The following is a 20,072-nucleotide window of genomic DNA, read 5'->3' as shown; positions in this document are numbered from 1 at the left end:
CGCCGTCGGCCGAGAGGGCCGGGAGCCCGCATGACGGGGGTGCTGATCACGGGGGCCCGGGCGCCGATCGCGCTCGACCTTGCCCGCGCGCTCGCCGCACGGGGGAGCAGGGTCGTCGTCGCCGACAGCGTCCGATCGGTGACGGCGTCGTCGCGGGCGGTCAGTGCGGCGTACCGGGTCCCGCCCGCCCGCTACGATCCGCTCGCCTTCCGCGACGCGGTCACGGGCATCGCGGCGCGGCACGATCTCGAGCTCGTGGTCCCGACCTGCGAGGAGATCTTCTGGCTGGCGGGGACGATGCCGTCGGGTACTCCTGGCCCGCGTGTGCTGGCCCCCTCGCTCGACGTGCTCCGGACGCTGCACGACAAGGCCGCTTTCGCGGCGCTGTGCTCGCGGCTCGGGGTGGCGCATCCGCAGACCGAGGTCATCCGCTCAGCGCAGGAGTGGCGTCGGCGGCAGCGACGTCGGCGCGGTGACGAGCGCGGCGGCCTGGTCGCGAAGCCGGCCTTCTCCCGGTTCGCGGCCGAGACCGTCCTGCTCGGCGACACCGACCCGCTGCCCGACGCGCCGCGGATCACCCGCGACCGACCGTGGCTGGTGCAGGAGCGGGTCGACGGCGACGAGGTGTGCGTGTCGGCGGTCGCCGCGGCCGGTCGTCTCACCGCCGCCGTCGTCTACCGGCCCGGCTGGCGTGCGGGCAGAGGCGCCGCCGTCTCGATCGTCCAGGTGCCCGCGGGGGACCCGGTGGCGGTGAGCTCCCTCCACGTCGCCCGTCGCATCGTGGCCGAGACGGGGTTCACCGGGCTGATCGGCTTCGACCTCCTCACCGCCGGGGACGGCGTCGTCGTGCTGGAGTGCAATCCGCGCGCGACGAGCGGGCTGCATCTGTTCTCGCCCGGGAGCGACCTGGCCGACCGCCTACTCGGGGCAGGCGGGGTCGGGGCGTCGTCGCCCGACGCTCTCGCACCCGGAGCCGAAGGCGGCACGATCGACGCCGATCGCGAGGAGGTGCGCCTCGCCGTGCCGCACCTCCTCTATGCCGTGCCCGGCATGGTGTCGGGCGGGTCGCCGCTGCAGTGGATCCGGGGGCTGGCCGCCCCCGACGTGATCCGTGTGCCCGGTGACCGCGTCCGAGCGTCGGCCCTGGTCGGCGCGTTCGGCGCTCAGGTGCGCGCAGCGGCGCGCACCGGGCGACCGCTGCTGGCCGCCTCGACGCACGACATCGAGTGGAACGGCGACCCGATGCCGGGGAACGTTCCGGCCTCGGAGTGGCAGACGATGGCCACGCGAGTCCTCTCCTCGGTCGATCCGGTGTCCGTCGCCGAGAACCTCCCGGCGTCGATCGAGACGGTCCGCATCGGGGAGCTCGTGCTCCCGGTCACGGTCACCCGCCACGACGATCCGCGCCGCGACCGCAGCTACGTGGTGTCTCCCGTCGCCCACTACGTCGACTACAGCCGCGAGGAGCTGCGTCACCTGCCGTCGGCCGCCGCACGACGGATGCTCGCTCCGGTCATCGACGCCCTCGGCCTCGTCCTCGATCGGGCGCGCGCCGACGACGTGGTCGTGATCGGCAACCACCTGGTGTCCACGAACCTGCATGCGGACTGGACCGCATCCGACCTCGCCGCGGCCGTCGACGAGCTGATCGGCAGACACCCCGCCTCCGCTCTCGCGGTGAGGAGCGTGCACTCGCGGCTCGGGCGCCTTCCCGAGCTGCTGCGGTCGGAGGGGTGGACCCTCGTGCCGTCGCGGAGCATCCTGCTCGTGCCCACGGCCGACGACGAGTGGCGGAGCCGCCGCGACGTGCGCCGCGACCGGGAACTGGCCGCGCGGTCGGAGCACACGCTGGAGCGCATCGCGCCCGGCACCGAGTTGTCGCCCGAGGTCGACGAGCGCCTGGTCGAGCTCTACACGATGCTCTACCTCGAGAAGCACTCGAGGCTCAACCCGCGCTACACGGTCGAGTTCGTCCGGCTCGCCGTCCGCACCGGGCTCCTCGAGATGAGCGTCCTGCGCCGGGGCGACCGGATCGACGGCGTGGTCGGCACGTACGCCGCGAACGGGTGGCTCGCCGGTCCGTTCCTCGGCTACGACACGTCGCTTCCCGCCGAGGTCGGGCTGTACCGGATGCTGTCGCTCGCGCTCTCCGACGAGGCCCACCAGCGCGGGCTCGACCTCCACGCCTCGAGCGGGGTCGCCGCCTTCAAACGCTCCCGGGGTGCCGAGCCCGAGCTGGAGTGGACCGCTGTCTACACCCGCCACCTCTCGCGCACCCGTCGCGCCGCCTGGACGGGCCTTGCCGCCTTCCTCGACACCGCCGCCGTCCCCCTCCTCACCCGTTACGCCCTCTGACCCCGCCGTCCGGCCCCCGTGCCGTCCCCGGTCCTGGTCGTGGGCCCGGTCGCTGTCTGCCGCGCCGAGCTGACTCCGGACATTCGCCCCGACACGCCCGGAGAGGTCCGGAGTCAGCCCAACGACAGGCAGAATTCCGGAGTGGGCTCAGGCGCGGCGACCTCGGCGAAAGAGGCGCAAACACGAGTGGTACATGATGTACCGGTGTTGACGCTCTGGTTCGGTTCACGGGCGGCAGGTAGTCATGTCGTGTGTCATCTGCCCACTCGGAGGCCGCGAGGCTGCTCGGCTCGCGCATCCGCGAGGAGAGACAGCGGTTCGCCATCAACCAGATGGAGCTCGCCGAGCTGGCCGGGCTCCACTTCACGAACCTCGGCAAGATCGAGCGCGGGCAGGCCAACCCGTCGCTCCACACCATCCTCCGGATCGCGGGCGCGCTGAACGTCGACCCCGCGACGCTGGTCGAGGGGATGACCGCCGATATGCTCCCGGACCGACCGCACAAGATCACGGTCGCCGACCTCATCAAGGCGCGCGAAGACGCTCAGCGCACCGACTGACGTCGGCCAGCACCGACGGATGCGGGCTGACGCCGGGCGACCGGCGCATCGGCCGCCCGGCGTCGTTCAGCGCCGCGTCAGAAGCTCACCCGCCAGAGGTACTCGTCGCCGTCTGGTCGGAACCAGCGCACGACCAGCACCCCGGAGCGCGGAAGGTCGTCGGCTCGGATGGTGAGCCGCACCTCCTGTCCGGGCCGGAGGAGGAGCGGTGCGGTGGCCCGCATCATGGCACCGCCGAGCAGGCTGAAGGAGAGCCCGCTCAGCGGCTCGGGACTGACATTGCGCAGCAGGTAGCTGCGCGGTGCATCGCGTCGGTCGAGGCGGAGCGGCACGGGGTAGGCGATGTTCTCGGTGTCGTATGGGGAGATGTGACTGCTTGCCATGCGGTGAACGTAGTGGTGGCCACTGACGGGGGAGGTGAGCCGTCGGGAAGGGGCGTCCGACCTGGGGAGAAGCCGAGTAGGCGGCGGCTCCGTGGAGGACCCGGGTGGAAGTCCCTATTCTGTTTCGTGAACATCCGGCGACGTCGGTTGCTGGCAGAATCGTCGGTAGCGTCTTGCGGGGGACGACGGCCGTGCGCGGCCTCGATGCGATTGATAGGTTGGTGCGGTGAGCCCAGAGTCAGAGACACCGAGCGACCAGGGCTCCACTGGGCCAGACGGCACCGAGCCACGGGCACCCCGTGCGCGCACCGCTCCTCGAGCGACGGGCACCAAGCGTCCCGCGGCGAAGACGGCGGCGGCGCGCACCACGGCGGCCAAGCCGCAGACGACAGCCAAGCCGCGCACTCCGTCGAAGCCGCAGAACCCGGCCAAGCCGACCGTGCAGCGTCCGGCGAAGTCGACCACGCGTCCGAGCACGTCCCGGCCGGCCGCCAAGACGACGCCCGCGGCGGCGGCCCGAGCGTCCGCCGCACCCGCCGTGCCGGAGCCGGCCGACGACGCCATCACCGTCGAGGAGCTGTTCTCCGACGACTCGGCCGCGCCGACGGTGCAGCAGACCGTGACCGTCGAGGTCATCGAGCCCACCGCTTCCCCAGCCGACGCCGACCCGGTCGACGCGGACCCGGTCGACGCGGACCCGGTCGACGCGGGCCCCGCAGCAGGCGCAGACGCGCACCCCCCAGCAGGACCCGACCCTGTCGACGCCGACCCGCTCGAGCCGGCGGGGAAGCCCGCGCGCCCCGCCACCGGTCGCAAGCCCTCCGCTCCCCGGGCCCCCGCGCGCACCGCCGCGCCCACGAAGGCGGCACCGAGGCGCCCGGCGAAGCCGCGTCCGGCGCCCCGCTCCAAGGCGGCCGCCGCCGCGGTGCCGAGCGTGGTGCGCGACCTCGACCCCTCCGTCATCGCACTCTCGATCAGCGGCCTCACCAAGCGCTTCGGCAGCACCGTCGCGGTGGCGGGCATCGACCTCGACGTGCCCCAGGGCTCGTTCTACGGCATCGTCGGTCCGAACGGCGCGGGCAAGACCACCACGCTCTCGATGGTGACCGGCATGCTGCGGCCCGATGGGGGCAGCATCACGGTGCTCGACACCGACGTGTGGCGCGACCCCGCGGCGGCCAAGCGGCTCCTCGGCGTGCTGCCCGACCGCCTCCGTCTCTTCGACCGCCTCACCGGCCGTCAGCTCCTCTACTACTCCGGCACGCTGCGCAAGCTCGACAACAAGACGGTCACCGCGCGCAGCGCCGACCTCGCGGCGGCCCTGGGCCTCGAGGATGCGCTGGGCCGCCTGGTCTCCGACTACTCGGCGGGCATGACGAAGAAGCTGGCTCTGGCCTGCGCGATGATCCACTCGCCGCGTGTCCTCGTGCTCGACGAGCCGTTCGAGTCGATCGACCCGGTCTCCGCCGCGAACGTGACCGAGATCCTCGAGAAGTACGTGGCGGGCGGCGGCACGGTCGTGGTCTCCAGCCACAGCATGGACATGATCCAGCGGGTGTGCGACCGTGTCGCGATCATCGTCGAGGGCTCTGTGCTCGCCAAGGGCACGGTCGACGAGGTGCGCGCGGGCGAGACGCTCGAGGAGCGCTTCATGGAGCTGGCGGGCACCCGTCGCACGACGGAGGGGATGGAATGGCTGCTGAGCTCCTCCGACTGAGACTCCGCATCCTCGGCAATGCGCTGCGGCCGGGGGCGCGTCATCGCGGATGGTCGGTCGTCGGGGCTCTGATCGCCATCGCCGCGACGATCGCGGCCTGCATAGCCCTGGTGTCGCTGCGGAACGCCGAGATCGACGTGGCCCGCGAGGCGGTGGTCATCGGCGGCTCCGTCGTGACTCTGGCGTTCCTCGTCGGTCCTCTGCTGTTCGGCGTGGCCGGCACGATGGACCCGCGCGCGCTCGGCATCCTGGGCCTCCGTGAGGGCCAGATCGCACGGGGGCTCGTCCTGACGGGCCTGCTCACCATCCCGAGCGCGGCGGTCGTGATCACCGCCCTGATGACCGTCGTGACCTGGTCGGGCTCGCTCGCGTCGACGCTCATCGCCGTGGTCTCCGCCGTCGTCGCGGCGGCGACCTGTGTGCTGTTCGGCCGGATCGCCAGCGCTCTCTCCGGCTTCCTCCTCGACACACGCCGAGCGCGTGAGATCGGCGCCGTGCTCGGTGTGGTGCTGGTGCTGCTGCTCACGCCGGGGCTCGTGCTGCTGGTGCTCTCGGCGCAGAACGAGCAGGACGGCCTCGCGGGCTCCCTGCAGTCCGTTCTGAGCTGGACGCCGCTCGGCGCCGCCTGGGCGGCCCCGGCCGATGCCGCGGCGGGCCAGTGGGTCGTCGCCGTGCTCAAGCTGCTCATCGCGGCCGCCGTCCTGGCGCTGGCGTGGCTGGCGTGGCGCGGTCTGGTCTCGGTGATGCTCGTCGCTCCCGAGCGGCGTGAGGCGGCGTCCGAGCCGGGCGGTCTCGGCTGGTTCGGCCGCACGCCGACGACTCCCGCCGGCGCGATCGCCGCCCGGTCGCTGACGTACTGGTCTCGCGACTCCCGCTACTACGCGCAGATGGCCATCGTCCCGGTCGTGCCGATCGTGACGGTGTTCGTGTTCGTGTTCGTGGGCGTCCCCGTCGAGATCACGGCTCTTCTGCCGCTGCCGCTGATCTGCCTCTTCCTCGGCTGGGCGGTGCACAACGACGTCGCCTACGACAACACCGCCGTCTGGCTGCACGTCGTGGCCGGCCGCGTCGGCCTGGCCGATCGCGTCGGGCGGATGGTCCCGGTCCTGCTCATCGCGATCCCGGTGGTCGCGATCGGGTCGTTCCTCAGCGTCCTGTTCGCCGGAGAGGTCGATGCGCTGCCCGCCGTGCTCGGAGTGGCCACCTGCCTCGTGCTCAGCGGCTTGGGGCTCGCGAGCACGTTCTCGGCGGTGTTCCCGTACCCGGCGACGCGCCCGGGCGACAGCGCCTTCACGTCGCCGCAGTCCACGGGGGCCCGGCCGTTCCTCGCTCAGGGCGTCTCGCTGGTGGGCACGGTCCTCGTGTCGCTCCCGGCGATCCTCTTGGGCATCGCCGGTCTCCAGGGGGACGTCGACGCGTACTGGATGGCGCTGTGGGTCGGCGTCGGCACGGGGCTCGTGGTCGTGGTGCTCGGCACCGCTCTCGGTGCGCGGGTGTTCGACCGCAGGGGTCCTGAGATCCTCGCGGCCGCACAGCGCAACTGAACCGGCAGCTGCCGGGTGGGAAGCGTGATGGAGTCGTCCGGATCGGGCGGGCACCCTCGGATGCGCGTCTAGACTCGGTCCATGGTCCTTCCGGTCTCCGCCCGAACTTCCGATCCCTCCGACCTGCCGGACGGCGGATCGACGGCGGTGCTCGACCGCGAGCTCGAGGAGCTCCTCGAGTCGGAGAGCATCGACCCCGGCGATCACGACCGCTTCTCGCACTACGTGCGCAAGGAGCAGATCCTCGAGTCGGCCGTCACCGGCAAGCCGGTGAAGGCGCTGTGCGGCAAGAAGTGGACGCCGGGTCGCGACCCCGACAAGTTCCCGGTCTGCCCCACGTGCAAGGAGATCTACGAGCGGATGCAGGCCGAGTAGGCCCACAGGCACGGCCAGATCCCCTCACACGGCGCGGGCCCGCTCAGACGACGTAGACGGTCGGTATCGCGGGCTCGCCCGCGGCCAGCCGGAACGCACGGTCGGGCAGCTCGGCGACGGCATCCGCGCGGTGCTCGCGCGCCGCGGCCACGGCATCCGGTCCTATCGCGCCCGCTTCGGGCACCCCGGCCGCCATCAGCGGCACGTGCAGTGCGCGGGCGGACGCGGGGGCCTCCGCCGCGGCCACCGCGATGGTCTCCGAGACGGCTCGTCCGTCCTCCAGCACCCGATAGGGGTGCTTCGAGCCGCCGTGCGTCTGCTTGTGGGCGGACCGCTTCTCGACGGGGAGCCAGGTGCCGTCGTCGAGCTGCTTGGCGACGAGCTTGTAGACCATCCCGGCGGCGGGCGACCCGGATCCGGTGACCACGGACGTTCCGACCCCGAACGAGTCGACAGGGGTGGCGGCGAGCGCGGCGATGGCGTTCTCGTCGAGGTCGTTCGTGACGGTGATGCGGGTGCTCGTGTTGCCGAGGCGGTCGAGCTGCTCGCGCACCTCGCCGACGAGGGTGAGCAGATCGCCGGAGTCGAGGCGCACCGCGCCCAGCTCGGACCCGCCCGCCCGGACGGCGTTCTCGACGCCGGTGGGGATGTCGTAGGTGTCGACGAGCAGCGTCGTCGAGGGCCCGAGCGTGGCGACCTGGGCTCGGAAGGCGCTCAGCTCGTCGTCGTGCAGCATCGTGAAGGCGTGGGCGGCCGTGCCCATCGTGGGCACTCCCCACTCCCTGCCCGCCTCGAGGTTCGACGTCGCACCGAAGCCGGCGATGTAGGCCGCCCGTGCCGCGGCGACCGCGGAGCGCTCACCCGTGCGTCGCGATCCCATCTCGGCGACCGGTCGGCCGCGTGCCGCCGAGACCATCCGCGCCGCGGCGGTCGCGACGGCGGAGTCGTAGTTGAGCACGCTGAGGATGAGGGTCTCGAGCAGCACACCCTCGCCGAACGGCGCCTCGACGACGAGCAGGGGCGAACCCGGGAAGTACACCTCGCCCTCGCGGTAGCCGCGGATGTCGCCGCGGAAGCGGAAGTCGGCGAGCCAGTCCAGGGTCGCCTCCGACACGATCTGCGCCTGCCGGAGGTACTCGAGCTCCTCATCGCCGAAGCGGAAGCGCTCGATCAGCTCGAGCAGCCTGCCCGTGCCCGCCACGATGCCGTACCGCCTCCCGCCCGGGAGCGAGCGGCCGAAGGCCTCGAACACGCACGGTCGCTCGTGAGCGCCGGAGTGGAGGGCCGCGTCGAGCATGGTGAGCTCGTAGCGGTCGGTCAGGAGCGCCGTCGAATCGGTCACCCTCCCGAGCCTATCCGGGCCTCACGGTTCGCGCGGGTAGGCTGTCTCCTCGTGAGTGACGCGCCCATCGGTATCTTCGACTCCGGAGTCGGCGGGCTCACGGTGGCCAGGGCGGTCCGCGACCAGCTGCCGCAGGAGTCGATCCTCTACATCGGCGACACCCGGCACTCGCCCTACGGGCCGAAGCCCCTGGCCGACGTCCGCCGCTATGCCCTCGAGGTGCTCGACGACCTCGTCGAGCAGGACGTGAAGATGCTCGTGATCGCCTGCAACACGGCCTCCGCCGCCATGCTGCGAGATGCGCGCGAGCGCTACAGCGTCCCGGTGATCGAGGTGATCCAGCCGGCGGTCCGCACCGCCGTCTCGGCCACGCGCAACGATCGGGTGGGTGTCATCGGCACGACGGCCACGATCACCTCGCGGGCCTACGAGGACGCGTTCGCCGCCGCCCCGCACCTGCGCCTGTTCACGCAGGCCTGCCCCGAGTTCGTCGAGCATGTCGAGGCCGGAGACACCACCAGCGACGAGCTGGTGCGCCTCGCCGAGGGCTACCTCCGGCCGCTGGTCGAGCAGGGCATCGACACCCTCGTGCTCGGCTGCACCCACTACCCGTTCCTCAAAGGCGCGATCTCGTACGTCGTCGGCGACGGCGTGCGCCTTGTCTCGAGCGACACCGAGACCGCGAACGACGTCTACCGCACGCTCGTCGGCCGCGGTATCCAGCGCACGTCGAGCCTGCCCCCCACCTACCGGTACGAGGCGACCGGCGAGAGCGCGGAGGAGTTCCTCCGCCTCGCCGACCGCTTCCTCGGCCCCGAGGTCTCGCGTGTCGAGCTCGTCGAGACCGGCACCATCACCATCCCCGCCCGCGCCCGCCTCCAGGAGGACCACTCGTGACCACCACCCGTGCCGACGGACGCACTCCGTCAGAGCTCCGTCCCGTGACCATCGAGCGGGGCTGGAGCGACCAGGCCGAGGGCTCCGCGCTCATCTCGTTCGGCCGCACCCGCGTGCTCTGCACCGCCTCCTTCACCGGGGGAGTGCCGCGCTGGAAGCAGGGCAGCGGCAAGGGCTGGGTCACCGCCGAGTACGCCATGCTGCCTCGCTCGACGAACGACCGCACCGACCGCGAGTCGGTCAAGGGCCGCATCGGGGGGCGCACGCACGAGATCTCGCGCCTCATCGGCCGCTCGCTGCGCGCCGTCGTCGACATGAAGGCTCTCGGCGAGAACACCATCGTGCTCGACTGCGACGTGCTGCAGGCGGATGGGGGCACCCGCACCGCGGCGATCACCGGCGCCTACGTGGCGATGGCCGACGCCATCCAGTGGGCTCGCGGCCAGAAGCTGGTCGGTCAGCGGTCGCGTCCGCTCTTCGACAGCGTGTCGGCCGTCTCGGTGGGCATCATCGACGGCGTGCCCATGCTCGACCTGCCCTACGTCGAGGACGTGAAGGCCGAGACCGACATGAACGTGGTCGTGACGGGCCGCGGTCTCTTCGTCGAGGTGCAAGGCACCGCAGAGCAGGCCCCCTTCGACCGCAGCGAGCTCGACACGCTGCTCGACCTCGCCGTGGCGGGCAACGCCGACCTGGCGCGCCTCCAGCGCGAGGCGCTCGGCTACGACCCGCTGACCCCCGCCTCGTGACCGCCGTCGTCCTGGCCACGCACAGCGCCCACAAGGTGCGGGAGTTCCAGCAGCTCGTCGACGCGGCGGGAGCCGGGATCGAGGTTCTCGCCTACGACGGTCCGTCGCCGGTGGAGGACGGCACCTCGTTCGCGGCGAACGCCCTGATCAAGGCCCGCACGGCCGCCGCCCACAGCGGCCGCCTGTCGCTCGCCGATGACTCCGGGCTCAGCGTCGACGTGCTCGGCGGCGCCCCGGGAATCTTCTCGGCGCGTTGGGCGGGCCACGGCAAGGGCGACGTCGCCAACCGGCTGCTCCTTCTCGACCAGCTCGCCGACATGGCCGACGCGCACCGTGCCGCGACCTTCCTGTGCACCATCGCGATCGTCGATCCCGTGTCCGGGGCGGAGCGCGTCGTCGAGGGGCGCTGGCCCGGTCGGTTGCTGCACGAGGAGCGCGGCGAGGGCGGCTTCGGCTACGACCCGGTGTTCATGCCCGACGGCGAGACCCGGTCCGCCGCCGAGCTCGCCCCCGAGGAGAAGAACGCCCTGAGCCACCGGGCCCGAGCCTTCGGCCTCGCCCTTCCGGTGCTGCGCGAGCTCGTCGGAGACTGACCGAGGTCGACCGGGACACTGTTGAGAACGAGCCTCGTTCCCGAGAAGGCGACACGGGGCTCCTGGAGCCGCGACCGGCTCTAGCCTGGTCGTGATGGCCGACGACAAAGGGCACGCCCACTCCCACGATCACGCCTCCGGCGCCAACCGCACGCGCCTGGTGGCGGCGATCTGCATCGTCGCGGTCGTGCTGGTCGTCGAGGTCGTCGGCGCGGTGTCGACCGGCTCGCTGTCGCTCCTGGCGGATGCCGGCCACATGCTGTCGGATCTCGTCGGGCTCATCATCGCCCTCATCGCGACCATCATCGCCGCGCGACCGGCGACCGACCGGCTGACCTACGGCTATCAGCGCGCCGAGGTGTTCGGAGCGCTGATCAACGGCGTCATCCTCGTGATCGTCGCGGTCTCGGTGACGATCGAGGCGGTGACGCGGCTCTTCGACCCGGCCCCGGGGGAGATCGCGGGCGGCCTCATGCTCGCCGTGGCCGCCGTGGGCCTGGTGGCCAACACCGCGAGCCTGCTGATCCTCCGCGGCGGAGCCAAGGAGTCGATCAACATGCGGGGCGCCTACCTCGAGGTGCTCGGCGACCTGCTCGGCTCGATCGCGGTGATCGCGGCCGCCCTCGTGATCCTCACCACCGGCTTCGAGAAGGCGGATGCGATCGCGTCGCTCCTCATCGCCGCCATGATCGTGCCGCGCGCCGTGTCGCTCCTCAAAGACGTCGTCGGCGTGCTCGCCCAGTCGACACCGCCGTCGATGGACGTCGGCCAGATCCGCGAGCACCTCCTCGCGCAGCCGGGGGTCGCCGCGGTGCACGACGTGCACATCTGGTCGATCACCTCGGGCCAGTACGTGTTCTCAGCTCACGTGGTCTGCACGCAGGAGGTGTTCGAGTCGGGCGGCACCGCGGCGCTGCTCCGCTCGCTCGACTCGTGCCTGGCCGAGCACTTCGACGTCGAGCACTCCACGTTCCAGCTCGAGCCGGTCGAGCGCGCCGACACCGAGGACCGCACCCACCGCTGACGCGAGGGAGGGCGACCCGGGCTCCTCAGTCGAGGTTCTTGCGGCTGGTGGGGTCGTCGAAGACCTCGGGCTCGAGGGTGAGCTGTTCGGCCGCTCCCGTGATCTCGACCTCCTCCGCCTCGGCGGCGCCCGCCTCGCGCTTCGCGCGCCGCGACTCGCGGAAGTAGTGGAAGACCGTCGGGATGACGGTGAGCACGACGACGCCGATGAGCACGATGTCGAGGTACTTCTCGGCGAACTCGCGCACGAGCGGGATCTGCCCGAGACCGAACCCGAGGAGAGTGACACCCGATCCCCAGATCAGCGCGCCGATGCCGTTGTACAGGGAGTAGCGGCGGTAGTTCATGTGGCCCACGCCGGCGGCGATGGGCGCGAAGGTGCGGACGATCGGCACGAAGCGCGCGACGATCACCGCGAACCCGCCGTAGCGCTCGAAGAAGGCGTTGGTGCGCTCGACGTTGCGCACGCTGAACAGCCCCGACTCCTTGCGCTCGAACACGCGCGGGCCGAGCTTGTGGCCGATGAGATAGCCGACCTCACCACCGAGGAACGCGGCCAGCGAGATCGCGAGGCAGACCCACCAGATGTCGACGCCGAACTTGCCGGTCGTCGCCAGGACGCCGGTGAAGAACAGCAGTGTGTCGCCGGGGAGCAGGAACCCGACCAGCAGGCCGGTCTCGGCGAAGACGATGGCGCAGACGACGATGAGGGCCACCGGGCCGAAAACACCGCCGAGGAGGGTGTTGGGGTCGAGCCAGGGGATGAGCGCGGCGGGCACGGAATGCGGGATCACTGGGTCTCCTGTCGGCAGGGCGTGGGCACACTGCGGCGGTGTACGACCCGACCGGAGTCACGTCGTCGTGCGGAAGGAGGGACTTGAACCCTCACGCTCGAAAGCACAGGAACCTAAATCCTGCGTGTCTGCCAATTCCACCACTCCCGCAGAGGCGATTCCAAGTGTAGGGCGTGCGAGTCAGGAGACTCACGGCTGAGCGGCCCTAGGGCGTCGCGGGGCGGCGGTGCGGCAGATAGCGGGGGATCCAGCGGGCGAGCATCACGGCGCCGGCGAGTCCGGTGACCCCCACCAGTGCGGTGGCGAGGGGGAGCGAGGCCACGGCCACGACGCCGGCCACGAGCACCGGTGCGGCGGCACTGCCCGCATCCGCCGTGAACCGGAAGGCGCCGAGGAAGGGAGCCGGGTCCTGGCGGGGGGCCAGGTCGGCGCTGAGGGTCATGATGATCCCGCTGCCGATGCCGTTCGCGATCCCCATCGCGATCGCGATGACGGTGAACCAGAGCGTCGAGGCGGAGAGGTCGTGCGTGAACGAGAGCACGACGAGCGCGATCCCCATCCCCACCATCGACGGGATGACGCTCCACAGCCGGCCGAACCGGTCCATGATCTGCCCGCTGGTGTAGAACAGCGCGAAGTCGGCGGCCGCGCCGATCCCGATCACCAGTGCGGTGGTGGAGTCGCCGAGCCCGATGCTCACCGCCCAGAGCGGCAGGATCGCCATCCGGCTTGCGCGCAGCGCGCCCACGATCGAGGCGCCGGTGCCCATGGTGGCGAGCACACGGCGGTGCTGCCAGATCGTCGGCAGCAGTCCGCGCGCCTCCGCGGCAGCCTCCCTGGCCCCGGCGTCGGGCCTCACCAGCCCCGCGGTGGGGTCGCGCATGACCAGCAGGAGCGCGGTGACGGCGACCGCGGCCACGATCTGCACGAGGAACGCCGAGTGCGGCGACCCGGTCGCCGCGATCACCCCGGCGCCGATGAAGGGCCCGATGAACCAGCCCGCGCGGAACGCGCCGCCGAGGGTCGAGAGCGCCCGGGCACGGATGCGCAGGGGCACGAACGCGGTCATGAAGGCCTGGCGGGCGAGCGCGAAGACCGCAGCGGCCAACCCGATCAGGAAGACGCCGACTCCGAACACGACGGCGTTCGGGGCGAGGAGCGAGATCAGCACGGCGACGACGGCGAGCCCGGCCGCTCCGATCATGGCGCGCCGTTCCCCGATCCGCGACACCACCCATCCGCTGGGGATGTCGCCGGCGAGCTGGCCCACCACGAGCATCGACGCGATCAGGCCGGCGCCGGCGAGATCGGCGCCGAGGGAGGAGGCGATCGCCGGGACGACGGGGATGACCGCTCCCTCGCCGGTGGCGAAGAGGAAGGACGGGAGGAGTGCGGGCAGCGCGATGGACCGGAATCGGAAGTCGTCGCCCGCTGTCGTGCTCATCGAAGCTAGTTTACGCCGGTGAACTACCCGGGGGCGTCGAGGGCGCATCCGGGCGGGCCCCTCTAGGATTGGAGGCACGATGTTGGACCTTGACCTCTCAGACCAGATCTCCCAGCTGCGCTCCACGTTCGCAGACATCCGCAGCGTGGTCGACGTCGACTCGCTCAGGTCGGAGATCGCCCGTCTCTCCGACGAGGCCGGCGCCCCCGACCTCTGGGACGACACCGAGAAGGCCCAGAAGGTGACGAGCGCCCTCAGTCATCGCCAGTCCGAACTGGCCCGCATCGAGGGCATCGAGCGCCGTCTCGACGACCTCGAGGTGCTGGTCGAGCTCGCGATCGAGGCCGACGACGCCGACTCGGCCGAGGAGGCGCGCAGCGAGCTGGCCTCCCTCGAGAAGGTGCTCGGCGACCTCGAGGTGCAGACGCTCCTCAACGGGGAGTGGGATCCGCGCCCCGCGGTCATGACCATCCGCGCCGGTGCGGGCGGCGTCGACGCCGCCGACTTCGCCGAGATGCTCATGCGCATGTACCTGCGGTACGCCGAGAAGCACGGCATCTCCACCACCGTCATGGACACGAGCTACGCCGAGGAGGCGGGCATCAAGTCCACGACGATCGAGTTCGACGCGCCCTACGCGTTCGGCCAGCTGGGTGTCGAGGCCGGGACGCACCGTCTGGTCCGCATGAGCCCGTTCGGGGCGGCCGGGAAGCGGCAGACGAGCTTCGCCGCCGTCGAGGTCATCCCGCTCATGGAGGAGGCGCAGGAGGTCGAGATCCCCGAGACCGACATCCGCGTCGACGTCTTCCGGTCGTCCGGCCCGGGCGGGCAGTCGGTGAACACCACCGACTCCGCGGTGCGCCTCACGCACCTCCCCACCGGCATCGTCGTGTCGATGCAGAACGAGAAGAGCCAGATCCAGAACCGCGCCGCGGCGATGCGCGTGCTCCAGTCGCGCCTGCTGCTGCTGCAGCGAGAGCAGGAGGCGGCGCAGAAGAAGGAGCTGGCGGGCAACATCACCGCCAGCTGGGGCGACCAGATGCGCAGCTACGTGCTCGCGCCCTACCAGATGGTCAAGGACCTCCGCACCGAGCACGAGGTCAACAACCCGTCCGCCGTGTTCGACGGCGACCTCGACGGGTTCATCGCGGCCGGCATCCGCTGGCGGAAGCGTCCGCAGGACGACTGATCCGGATCACCGCGCCGGGCGTGTCCTCCTCATAGAGGACCCACATGTTCCGGCGCGCCGCGCGTCGCACCGGAAAACCGTGCCGCGGATGCTTACCCTCTCTACGAAATGATTCGGTTCGATCGCGTCACCAAGACCTACAGGGGCTCCAAGAGGCCGGCCCTCGACTCGGTGAGCATGGAGATCCTGCGCGGGGAGTTCGTCTTCCTCGTGGGTGCCTCCGGCTCCGGGAAGTCGAGCTTCCTCCGGCTGATCCTCAAGGAGGACAAGCCGACCCGAGGCGACATCCACGTCCTCGGCCAGGACCTCGGCACCATCTCCAACCGGAAGGTCCCGTACTTCCGACGCAACCTCGGTGTCGTCTTCCAGGACTTCCGGCTCCTGCCGAACAAGAGCGTGTACGACAACGTCGCCTTCACGCTCCAGGTGATCGGGAAGTCGCGCGGGTTCATCCAGGAGGCCGTCCCCGACGTGCTGCAGATGGTCGGTCTCGCCGAGAAGGCGGGGCGCCTGCCTCACGAGCTGTCGGGTGGTGAGCAGCAGCGTGTGGCCATCGCCCGCGCCGTGGTCAACAAGCCCGCCATCCTGCTCGCCGACGAGCCGACCGGAAACCTCGACCCCTCGACCAGCGCAGGCATCATGACCGTGCTCGAGCGCATCAACGCCGGGGGCACCACGGTGGTCATGGCAACTCACGACAGCGCGATCGTCGACCACATGCAGCGCCGCGTCGTCGAGCTGGTCTCCGGACAGGTCGTCCGCGACGAGAGCCACGGCGAGTACGGCATGACCGCTGAGGTCGCACTGAAGGACTCCGGACTGACCGCCGAGATCGCCCTCGCCGAGGGCTCGATCCACCCGGTCTCCCCGCGTTCCGTGTCGCGTGCCGCCACAGGATCCACCGAGACCGCCACGGGGTCGGTGTCGACCCTCATCGTCCCGGCCGGCGACGACTCCGGCCTGCGGGCCCCGGACGATGTCGACCTGGCCTTCGGTTCCGTGCTCCTTCCGGGCGAGACCGAGCCCGCCGTCATCCCGGTCGCGCAGACCGGCGCCGTGGCACCTCCGCCGACCTCCGGTGGCATCCTCGTGGAGGACGCGCCCGAGCTGGAGCAGGAGCGCCAGCAGCTCGAGCGCCAGCGTGCCGCGCTCGAGGCGCAGCAGCGCGCGGTCGAGGCGCAGCGCCAGGCGCTCGAGGCCCAGCGCCAGCGCGCCGCGCGCCAGCGTCAGGAGGACGAGGCGGCTGCCGCCCAGCGCTCAGGGCGCATCCCCGTGCAGCAGGCTGTGCCGGCCGATCCCTCCGATCCTGCGACGGCCTCGCTGTCGCTGGCAGAGAAGCTCGGGCTGAGAGCGCCAGGCTCCGGCCCGTCCGACGACGACCAGAATGTGGGGCCGACGCGATGAGGTTCGCGCTGATCTTCTCGGAGGTCGGGACCGGCCTCCGGCGCAACCTGAGCATGGTCGTCTCGGTCGTGCTCGTCACCTTCATCTCGCTCACCTTCGTGGGCGCCGCGATCCTGCTGCAGATGCAGATCGGCCAGATGAAGAGCTACTGGTACGACAAGGCCCAGGTCGCGGTCTACATGTGCACCGCCACCTCGATCGGAACGAACTGCGGCGGGGGAGAGGCCTCGCAGGAGCAGATCGACGCCGTGCAGGCCGCGCTCCAGTCGCCCACGCTGTCGCCGTTCATCGAGCAGTTCTACTTCGAGAACCGCGACCAGGCGTACCAGAACTTCCAGAACCAGTTCAAGGGCGACCAGGTCGCCGAGTACGTCACGCCCGACCTCCTCCCGCAGGCCTTCTGGGTCAACCTGAAGGACCCGTCGCAGTCCGACGTGCTCATCGAGAGCCTCTCGGGCACCGCCGGCGTCGACAGCGTCACCGACCAGCGGAGCTACCTCGAGCAGATCTTCTCGATCCTCAACGCGGCGAGCTACACCGCGATCGGCATCGCGGCGCTGATGCTCGTGGCGGCGGTGCTGCTCATCGCGACGACGATCCGGTTGTCCGCGTTCTCGCGGCGACGCGAACTCGGCATCATGCGACTGGTGGGGGCGTCGAACCGCTTCATCCAGACTCCGTTCATCATCGAGGGTGTGATCGCCGCGCTGATCGGGTCGATCCTCGCGGGTGCCGCGGTCTGGGCGATGGTCACGTTCTTCGTGCAGGGCTACCTCGGTCAACGGATCAGCTTCACGCCGTTCGTCGGCGACGATGCGACGGTCGTGGTGATCCCGATCCTCGTGGTGATCGGCGTGCTGCTTGCTGCGCTGTCGGCGAAGTTCGCGATCTCGCGGTACCTCAAGGTCTAGACTTGAGGGCTGCCGGTTCCCCATCGGCAGTTTTCCGAGCCTAGGAGGAGCCATGCCGCGCGAGAAGGGCCAGAAGGTCGTCGCGACCAACCGTCGGGCGCGCCACGACTACTCCATCGAAGACACGTACGAGGCGGGTCTCGTGCTCACAGGCACCGAGGTGAAGTCCCTCCGTCAGGGCCGTGCATCCCTCGTCGACGGCTACGCGTTCATCGACGGGGGCGAGGCGTGGCTCGACGCTGTGCACATCCCCGAGTACAACCAGGGCACGTGGACGAACCATCCGCCCCGCCGCAAGCGCAAGCTCCTCCTGCACAAGGACCAGATCGTCAAGATCAGCCACAAGACGAAGGAGGGCGGGTACACCCTCGTCCCCCTGTCGCTGTACTTCAACGACGGCCGCGCCAAGGTGGAGCTCGCCGTCGCGAAGGGCAAGAAGGAGTACGACAAGCGCCAGGCCCTCCGCGAGAAGCAGGACAAGCGCGAGGCCGCCCGAGCCATGTCCACCCGCTCCCGCCTCGGCGACTAGCCCCGGCGGGGCCCGCTTGCTCCCCGCCCGCAGCCCGTCGCCTGCCTCCCTGCTTCCCGGCCTGGGCTAACTCCGGACTTTCCCCGCGACACGCCGTGAGGATTCCGGAGTCGGCTCAGGATCGAGCGAATCTCCGGAGTTGGCGCAGCCCGGAACGGCGGGCCGACGGGTGAGCGGAGACGGGTCAGTCCAAGTGGTGGGGGACGCCGGTGAGGCGCTCGATCTCCGACCAGAGGCGGGCCGCGGTCTCCGGGTCGCGGGCGTACTGCTTCGCGGCGACGAGCGCGGGCGCGCCCCGCAGCTGGCGCCACCCGTCGGGACCCCAGTACTGGCCGCCCTGGGCATCCGGATGCGTCGCCGCCGCCACGATCGGGCGGGCGCCGTCGTGCTTGCCCTGCGCGATCACACGGAGCGCGGCGCGCACGAACGGGGTCCCGGTCTTGGGTGCCGGCTGGATGTCGCGGCGTGGCGCCAGCTGATCGACGGCGTATCCCGGATGCGCGACGAGGCTGTGCGCGTCGACGCCCTCCCGGCGGAGACGGCGGTCGAGCTCGAAGGCGTACGTCATCACGGCCAGCTTCGAGCGCGCGTACGTGCGGAACTCCCTGAAGTCGGTGCTCTGCAGGTCGTCGAGGTCGAGGCGGGTGAACTCGTGCGAGATGCTGCCGAGATGCACGAGCCGGATGCCCGGTCGCGTCCGGATGGTCGGCATCAGATGCGCGAACAGCGCCGCGTGGCCGAGTGCGTTCGTGCCGAGCATCAGCTCGAAGCCGTCGGGGCTGGTCTGGCGACCGCCGGTGGAGAGCACGCCGGCGTTGGCGATGATCGCGTCGATGCGCGGGAGGGCGGCGATCTCCTCGGCGGCCTCGGCGACCGAGGACAGGTCTGCGAGGTCGAGACGCAGCACGTCGACCGGCGCGTCGGGCACGTGCGACCGGATCGACCGGACCGCCGCCTCGGCCCGCTCGAGGTCGCGAGTGGCGATCACCACGGTGGCCCCCGCGGCGGCGAGCTGTTCGCTCGCCCAGTAGCCGAGCCCGCCGCTGCCGCCGGTGACGACGTAGCAGCGACCGTCGAGGTCGGGGACGCGGCTCATCGGGTGCCGACGGTGTGCGTCGCGGCCGTGAAGCGCGCGTGGACGGTCGTCTCCACGGTGATGGCGGCCGGACGCAGCTCCATGCTGCCTCCCACCGCTCGAGCCGTGGCCGCGTAGGGCACGACGGGCGCCCCGCCGTCGAGCAGTCCCGGATCGGCGATCGAGACGGGGACGAGCTCGCCGAGGCCCAGTGCGGAGGCGTAGTCGTCGGCCTTCTCGAGCGCGTCGGCGATCGCGCCACGACGCGCCTCGGCGGTGAGGGTGGCCTCGGTGCTGGGGGCGAGCATCCACTCGATGCCGTCGATGGCGATGCCGTCGCGCGCCGCGGCCACGTCGATCCACTCGGAGAGCGCTTCGAAGTGGCTGAACTCGGCGTCGAGGAAGACCGCGCTGTGGAACTCGACCGGGAGCCGTGTGCCGTCGGCCGCCGCGTGCCGCTCGCCCCAGACCCGGATGGTCTCGGCGTGCCACGCCACCACGGGGCCGACCTCCTCGTCGAGGATCGTGGCGAGCGACCCGGTGAGCGAGTCGAGGGCGGCCCGAGTGGCGGCGAGGACGCTGTCGCGCTTCGATCCCTCGAAGCCGATGCCGACCCTCACCCGCGCCCGTTCGGGGTCGTGCACCACGCGGTGCGATCCGGCGACGGTGATCACGGTGTCGGGCATGCCTCCACGATATCGTTCGGCTGTATACTGGAGGGCCGCTCCTCGAGCGGTTTGGAAACTCAACAGCGTGTGACGGCGGCCCGCATGGGGATGATCGGTTTCGACATCGTCTGTGAACCTGCGAGAAGCGGGCCGAGAATGCGGAGTCAACTCGTTAATGTCCTCCGCAAAACTACAAGTGCCGAATCTAACGACACTGCCTCGCTGAAGCTCACCCAGAACAAGTTCGCCCTCGCGGCGTAAGTTCTGATTCTTCAGCACTAAACAGGCCGTCGGCCCGGGAATGTCTTCTACCCGGGTTCCGGCGTAATCTAGAGGGCTTGCTGCGCGACTGAGCCTCAGGGTCGCGCGGGACTCTTCCTGAGACTGGGCTCGTCGGTCGCGTTGCCAATGACAACGACCGGGGCCGAGTAGAACGCACCATTGGCTGCACCCGGAGAAGGCGCAGACTCTCAGCGATGGACGGGGGTTCGATTCCCCCCATCTCCACCACTCGGCCGCC

At 70.9% G+C, this 20,072-nt stretch carries 19 protein-coding genes, 1 tRNA gene and 1 other RNA gene; 14 read left to right on the top strand and 7 right to left on the bottom strand.

The genetic code is table 11. From position 1 onward, the window contains the following. The first annotated feature begins 30 nt into the window (after positions 1-30). Together ACFJGV_RS03575 and ACFJGV_RS03570 are read left to right on the top strand one after the other, a co-directional pair. The gene (locus ACFJGV_RS03575) at positions 31-2,355 is read left to right on the top strand and encodes a GNAT family N-acetyltransferase (RefSeq protein WP_378146885.1); all 2,325 of its coding nucleotides are present in this window, start codon (positions 31-33) and stop codon (positions 2,353-2,355) included. Between the two features lie 251 nt (positions 2,356-2,606). After that, on the top strand, positions 2,607-2,915 hold the full coding sequence (locus tag ACFJGV_RS03570; RefSeq protein WP_378146883.1) for a helix-turn-helix domain-containing protein: 309 nt from the start codon (positions 2,607-2,609) through the stop codon (positions 2,913-2,915). Between the two features lie 77 nt (positions 2,916-2,992). Here the strand turns inward: ACFJGV_RS03570 and ACFJGV_RS03565 are convergent, their stop codons facing one another. Further along, positions 2,993-3,298, bottom strand: a complete 306-nt coding sequence (locus ACFJGV_RS03565) for a PilZ domain-containing protein (protein ID WP_378146881.1) — start codon at positions 3,296-3,298, stop codon at positions 2,993-2,995. Between the two features lie 925 nt (positions 3,299-4,223). On the opposite strand from ACFJGV_RS03565, the gene ACFJGV_RS03560 reads away from it, so the two are divergent. The 3 genes from ACFJGV_RS03560 to ACFJGV_RS03550 all read left to right on the top strand — a co-directional run bounded on the left by ACFJGV_RS03560 (position 4,224) and on the right by ACFJGV_RS03550 (position 6,934). Further along, a complete protein-coding gene (locus ACFJGV_RS03560; RefSeq protein ID WP_229756401.1) occupies positions 4,224-5,015 on the top strand; it encodes an ABC transporter ATP-binding protein in 792 nt (263 codons plus the stop codon). Continuing rightward, positions 4,991-6,559 (top strand): ABC transporter permease, encoded by a 1,569-nt coding sequence (locus ACFJGV_RS03555; protein WP_378146879.1) that lies wholly within the window; start codon positions 4,991-4,993, stop codon positions 6,557-6,559. Before ACFJGV_RS03560 ends, ACFJGV_RS03555 begins: the two co-directional genes overlap by 25 nt. Before the next feature lie 81 nt (positions 6,560-6,640). Then, entirely contained in the window at positions 6,641-6,934 is a 294-nt protein-coding gene (locus ACFJGV_RS03550) for a DUF3039 domain-containing protein (protein WP_085019782.1), read from the top strand. A gap of 43 nt (positions 6,935-6,977) precedes the next feature. On the opposite strand, the gene ACFJGV_RS03545 is transcribed toward ACFJGV_RS03550, so the two are convergent. Next, the gene (locus ACFJGV_RS03545) at positions 6,978-8,276 is read right to left on the bottom strand and encodes a nicotinate phosphoribosyltransferase (RefSeq protein ID WP_378146876.1); all 1,299 of its coding nucleotides are present in this window, start codon (positions 8,274-8,276) and stop codon (positions 6,978-6,980) included. A 51-nt stretch (positions 8,277-8,327) separates the two neighbouring features. Between ACFJGV_RS03545 and murI the strand changes: the two genes are divergently transcribed. The 4 genes from murI (at position 8,328) to ACFJGV_RS03525 (ending at position 11,539) form a co-directional block, all read left to right on the top strand. Then, entirely contained in the window at positions 8,328-9,173 is an 846-nt protein-coding gene (gene murI / locus ACFJGV_RS03540) for a glutamate racemase (protein ID WP_378146875.1), read from the top strand. Then, positions 9,170-9,922: a ribonuclease PH gene (gene rph, locus ACFJGV_RS03535; protein WP_378146873.1), complete on the top strand. Its 753-nt coding sequence runs from the start codon at positions 9,170-9,172 to the stop codon at positions 9,920-9,922. The genes murI and rph overlap by 4 nt, the downstream gene beginning before the upstream one ends. Then, a complete protein-coding gene (gene rdgB, locus ACFJGV_RS03530; protein ID WP_378146872.1) occupies positions 9,919-10,515 on the top strand; it encodes an RdgB/HAM1 family non-canonical purine NTP pyrophosphatase in 597 nt (198 codons plus the stop codon). Before rph ends, rdgB begins: the two co-directional genes overlap by 4 nt. A gap of 94 nt (positions 10,516-10,609) precedes the next feature. Then, positions 10,610-11,539: a cation diffusion facilitator family transporter gene (locus tag ACFJGV_RS03525; protein ID WP_378146871.1), complete on the top strand. Its 930-nt coding sequence runs from the start codon at positions 10,610-10,612 to the stop codon at positions 11,537-11,539. A gap of 25 nt (positions 11,540-11,564) precedes the next feature. Here ACFJGV_RS03525 and ACFJGV_RS03520 read toward each other — a convergent pair whose 3' ends face one another. The 3 genes from ACFJGV_RS03520 to ACFJGV_RS03510 form a co-directional block, all read right to left on the bottom strand. Beyond that, positions 11,565-12,317, bottom strand: a complete 753-nt coding sequence (locus ACFJGV_RS03520; RefSeq protein ID WP_378148617.1) for a DedA family protein — start codon at positions 12,315-12,317, stop codon at positions 11,565-11,567. Between the two features lie 83 nt (positions 12,318-12,400). Next, positions 12,401-12,482 (bottom strand) — tRNA-Leu (locus tag ACFJGV_RS03515). Positions 12,483-12,537: 55 nt separating this feature from the next. Beyond that, entirely contained in the window at positions 12,538-13,776 is a 1,239-nt protein-coding gene (locus ACFJGV_RS03510) for an MFS transporter (protein ID WP_378146869.1), read from the bottom strand. A gap of 79 nt (positions 13,777-13,855) precedes the next feature. On the opposite strand from ACFJGV_RS03510, the gene prfB reads away from it, so the two are divergent. The 4 genes from prfB (at position 13,856) to smpB (ending at position 17,809) form a co-directional block, all read left to right on the top strand. Then, complete coding sequence (gene prfB / locus ACFJGV_RS03505) at positions 13,856-14,965, top strand: peptide chain release factor 2 (RefSeq protein WP_378146867.1); 1,110 nt, start codon at positions 13,856-13,858, stop codon at positions 14,963-14,965. Between the two features lie 108 nt (positions 14,966-15,073). Then, positions 15,074-16,369, top strand: a complete 1,296-nt coding sequence (gene ftsE, locus ACFJGV_RS03500; RefSeq protein ID WP_378146866.1) for a cell division ATP-binding protein FtsE — start codon at positions 15,074-15,076, stop codon at positions 16,367-16,369. After that, positions 16,366-17,280, top strand: coding sequence for a permease-like cell division protein FtsX (gene ftsX / locus ACFJGV_RS03495; RefSeq protein WP_378146864.1), 915 nt, complete (start codon positions 16,366-16,368; stop codon positions 17,278-17,280). The genes ftsE and ftsX overlap by 4 nt, the downstream gene beginning before the upstream one ends. Before the next feature lie 52 nt (positions 17,281-17,332). Continuing rightward, positions 17,333-17,809, top strand: coding sequence for an SsrA-binding protein SmpB (smpB, locus tag ACFJGV_RS03490; protein ID WP_378146863.1), 477 nt, complete (start codon positions 17,333-17,335; stop codon positions 17,807-17,809). Between the two features lie 184 nt (positions 17,810-17,993). Here smpB and ACFJGV_RS03485 read toward each other — a convergent pair whose 3' ends face one another. Beyond that, a complete protein-coding gene (locus ACFJGV_RS03485; RefSeq protein ID WP_378146862.1) occupies positions 17,994-18,905 on the bottom strand; it encodes an SDR family NAD(P)-dependent oxidoreductase in 912 nt (303 codons plus the stop codon). Further along, the gene (locus tag ACFJGV_RS03480; RefSeq protein ID WP_378146861.1) at positions 18,902-19,570 is read right to left on the bottom strand and encodes an SIMPL domain-containing protein; all 669 of its coding nucleotides are present in this window, start codon (positions 19,568-19,570) and stop codon (positions 18,902-18,904) included. The genes ACFJGV_RS03485 and ACFJGV_RS03480 overlap by 4 nt, the downstream gene beginning before the upstream one ends. An 86-nt stretch (positions 19,571-19,656) precedes the next feature. On the opposite strand from ACFJGV_RS03480, the gene ssrA reads away from it, so the two are divergent. Continuing rightward, positions 19,657-20,062, top strand: a transfer-messenger RNA (tmRNA) gene (ssrA, locus tag ACFJGV_RS03475). The last annotated feature ends 10 nt before the right edge of the window (positions 20,063-20,072 follow it).

Origin of the sequence: Cnuibacter sp. UC19_7 (genome assembly GCF_042699995.1) — a bacterium.
Taxonomy (GTDB): Bacteria; Actinomycetota; Actinomycetes; order Actinomycetales; family Microbacteriaceae; genus Cnuibacter.
Note: the sequence above shows the minus strand (reverse complement) of the source record. Positions and strands in the feature narration are given on the sequence as shown.

Excerpts from the sequence above, each read along its gene's own strand:
- ftsX (WP_378146864.1), top strand. The coding sequence starts at position 16,366 with ATGAGGTTCGCGCTGATCTTCTCGGAGGTCGGGACCGGCCTCCGGCGC.
- prfB (WP_378146867.1), top strand. The coding sequence starts at position 13,856 with ATGTTGGACCTTGACCTCTCAGACCAGATCTCCCAGCTGCGCTCCACG.
- ACFJGV_RS03525 (WP_378146871.1), top strand. The coding sequence starts at position 10,610 with ATGGCCGACGACAAAGGGCACGCCCACTCCCACGATCACGCCTCCGGC.
- ACFJGV_RS03480 (WP_378146861.1), bottom strand. The coding sequence starts at position 19,570 with ATGCCCGACACCGTGATCACCGTCGCCGGATCGCACCGCGTGGTGCAC.
- ACFJGV_RS03510 (WP_378146869.1), bottom strand. The coding sequence starts at position 13,776 with ATGAGCACGACAGCGGGCGACGACTTCCGATTCCGGTCCATCGCGCTG.
- ACFJGV_RS03575 (WP_378146885.1), top strand. The coding sequence starts at position 31 with ATGACGGGGGTGCTGATCACGGGGGCCCGGGCGCCGATCGCGCTCGAC.
- ACFJGV_RS03485 (WP_378146862.1), bottom strand. The coding sequence starts at position 18,905 with ATGAGCCGCGTCCCCGACCTCGACGGTCGCTGCTACGTCGTCACCGGC.
- smpB (WP_378146863.1), top strand. The coding sequence starts at position 17,333 with ATGCCGCGCGAGAAGGGCCAGAAGGTCGTCGCGACCAACCGTCGGGCG.
- ACFJGV_RS03565 (WP_378146881.1), bottom strand. The coding sequence starts at position 3,298 with ATGGCAAGCAGTCACATCTCCCCATACGACACCGAGAACATCGCCTAC.
- ACFJGV_RS03550 (WP_085019782.1), top strand. The coding sequence starts at position 6,641 with ATGGTCCTTCCGGTCTCCGCCCGAACTTCCGATCCCTCCGACCTGCCG.
- ACFJGV_RS03555 (WP_378146879.1), top strand. The coding sequence starts at position 4,991 with ATGGCTGCTGAGCTCCTCCGACTGAGACTCCGCATCCTCGGCAATGCG.
- ftsE (WP_378146866.1), top strand. The coding sequence starts at position 15,074 with ATGATTCGGTTCGATCGCGTCACCAAGACCTACAGGGGCTCCAAGAGG.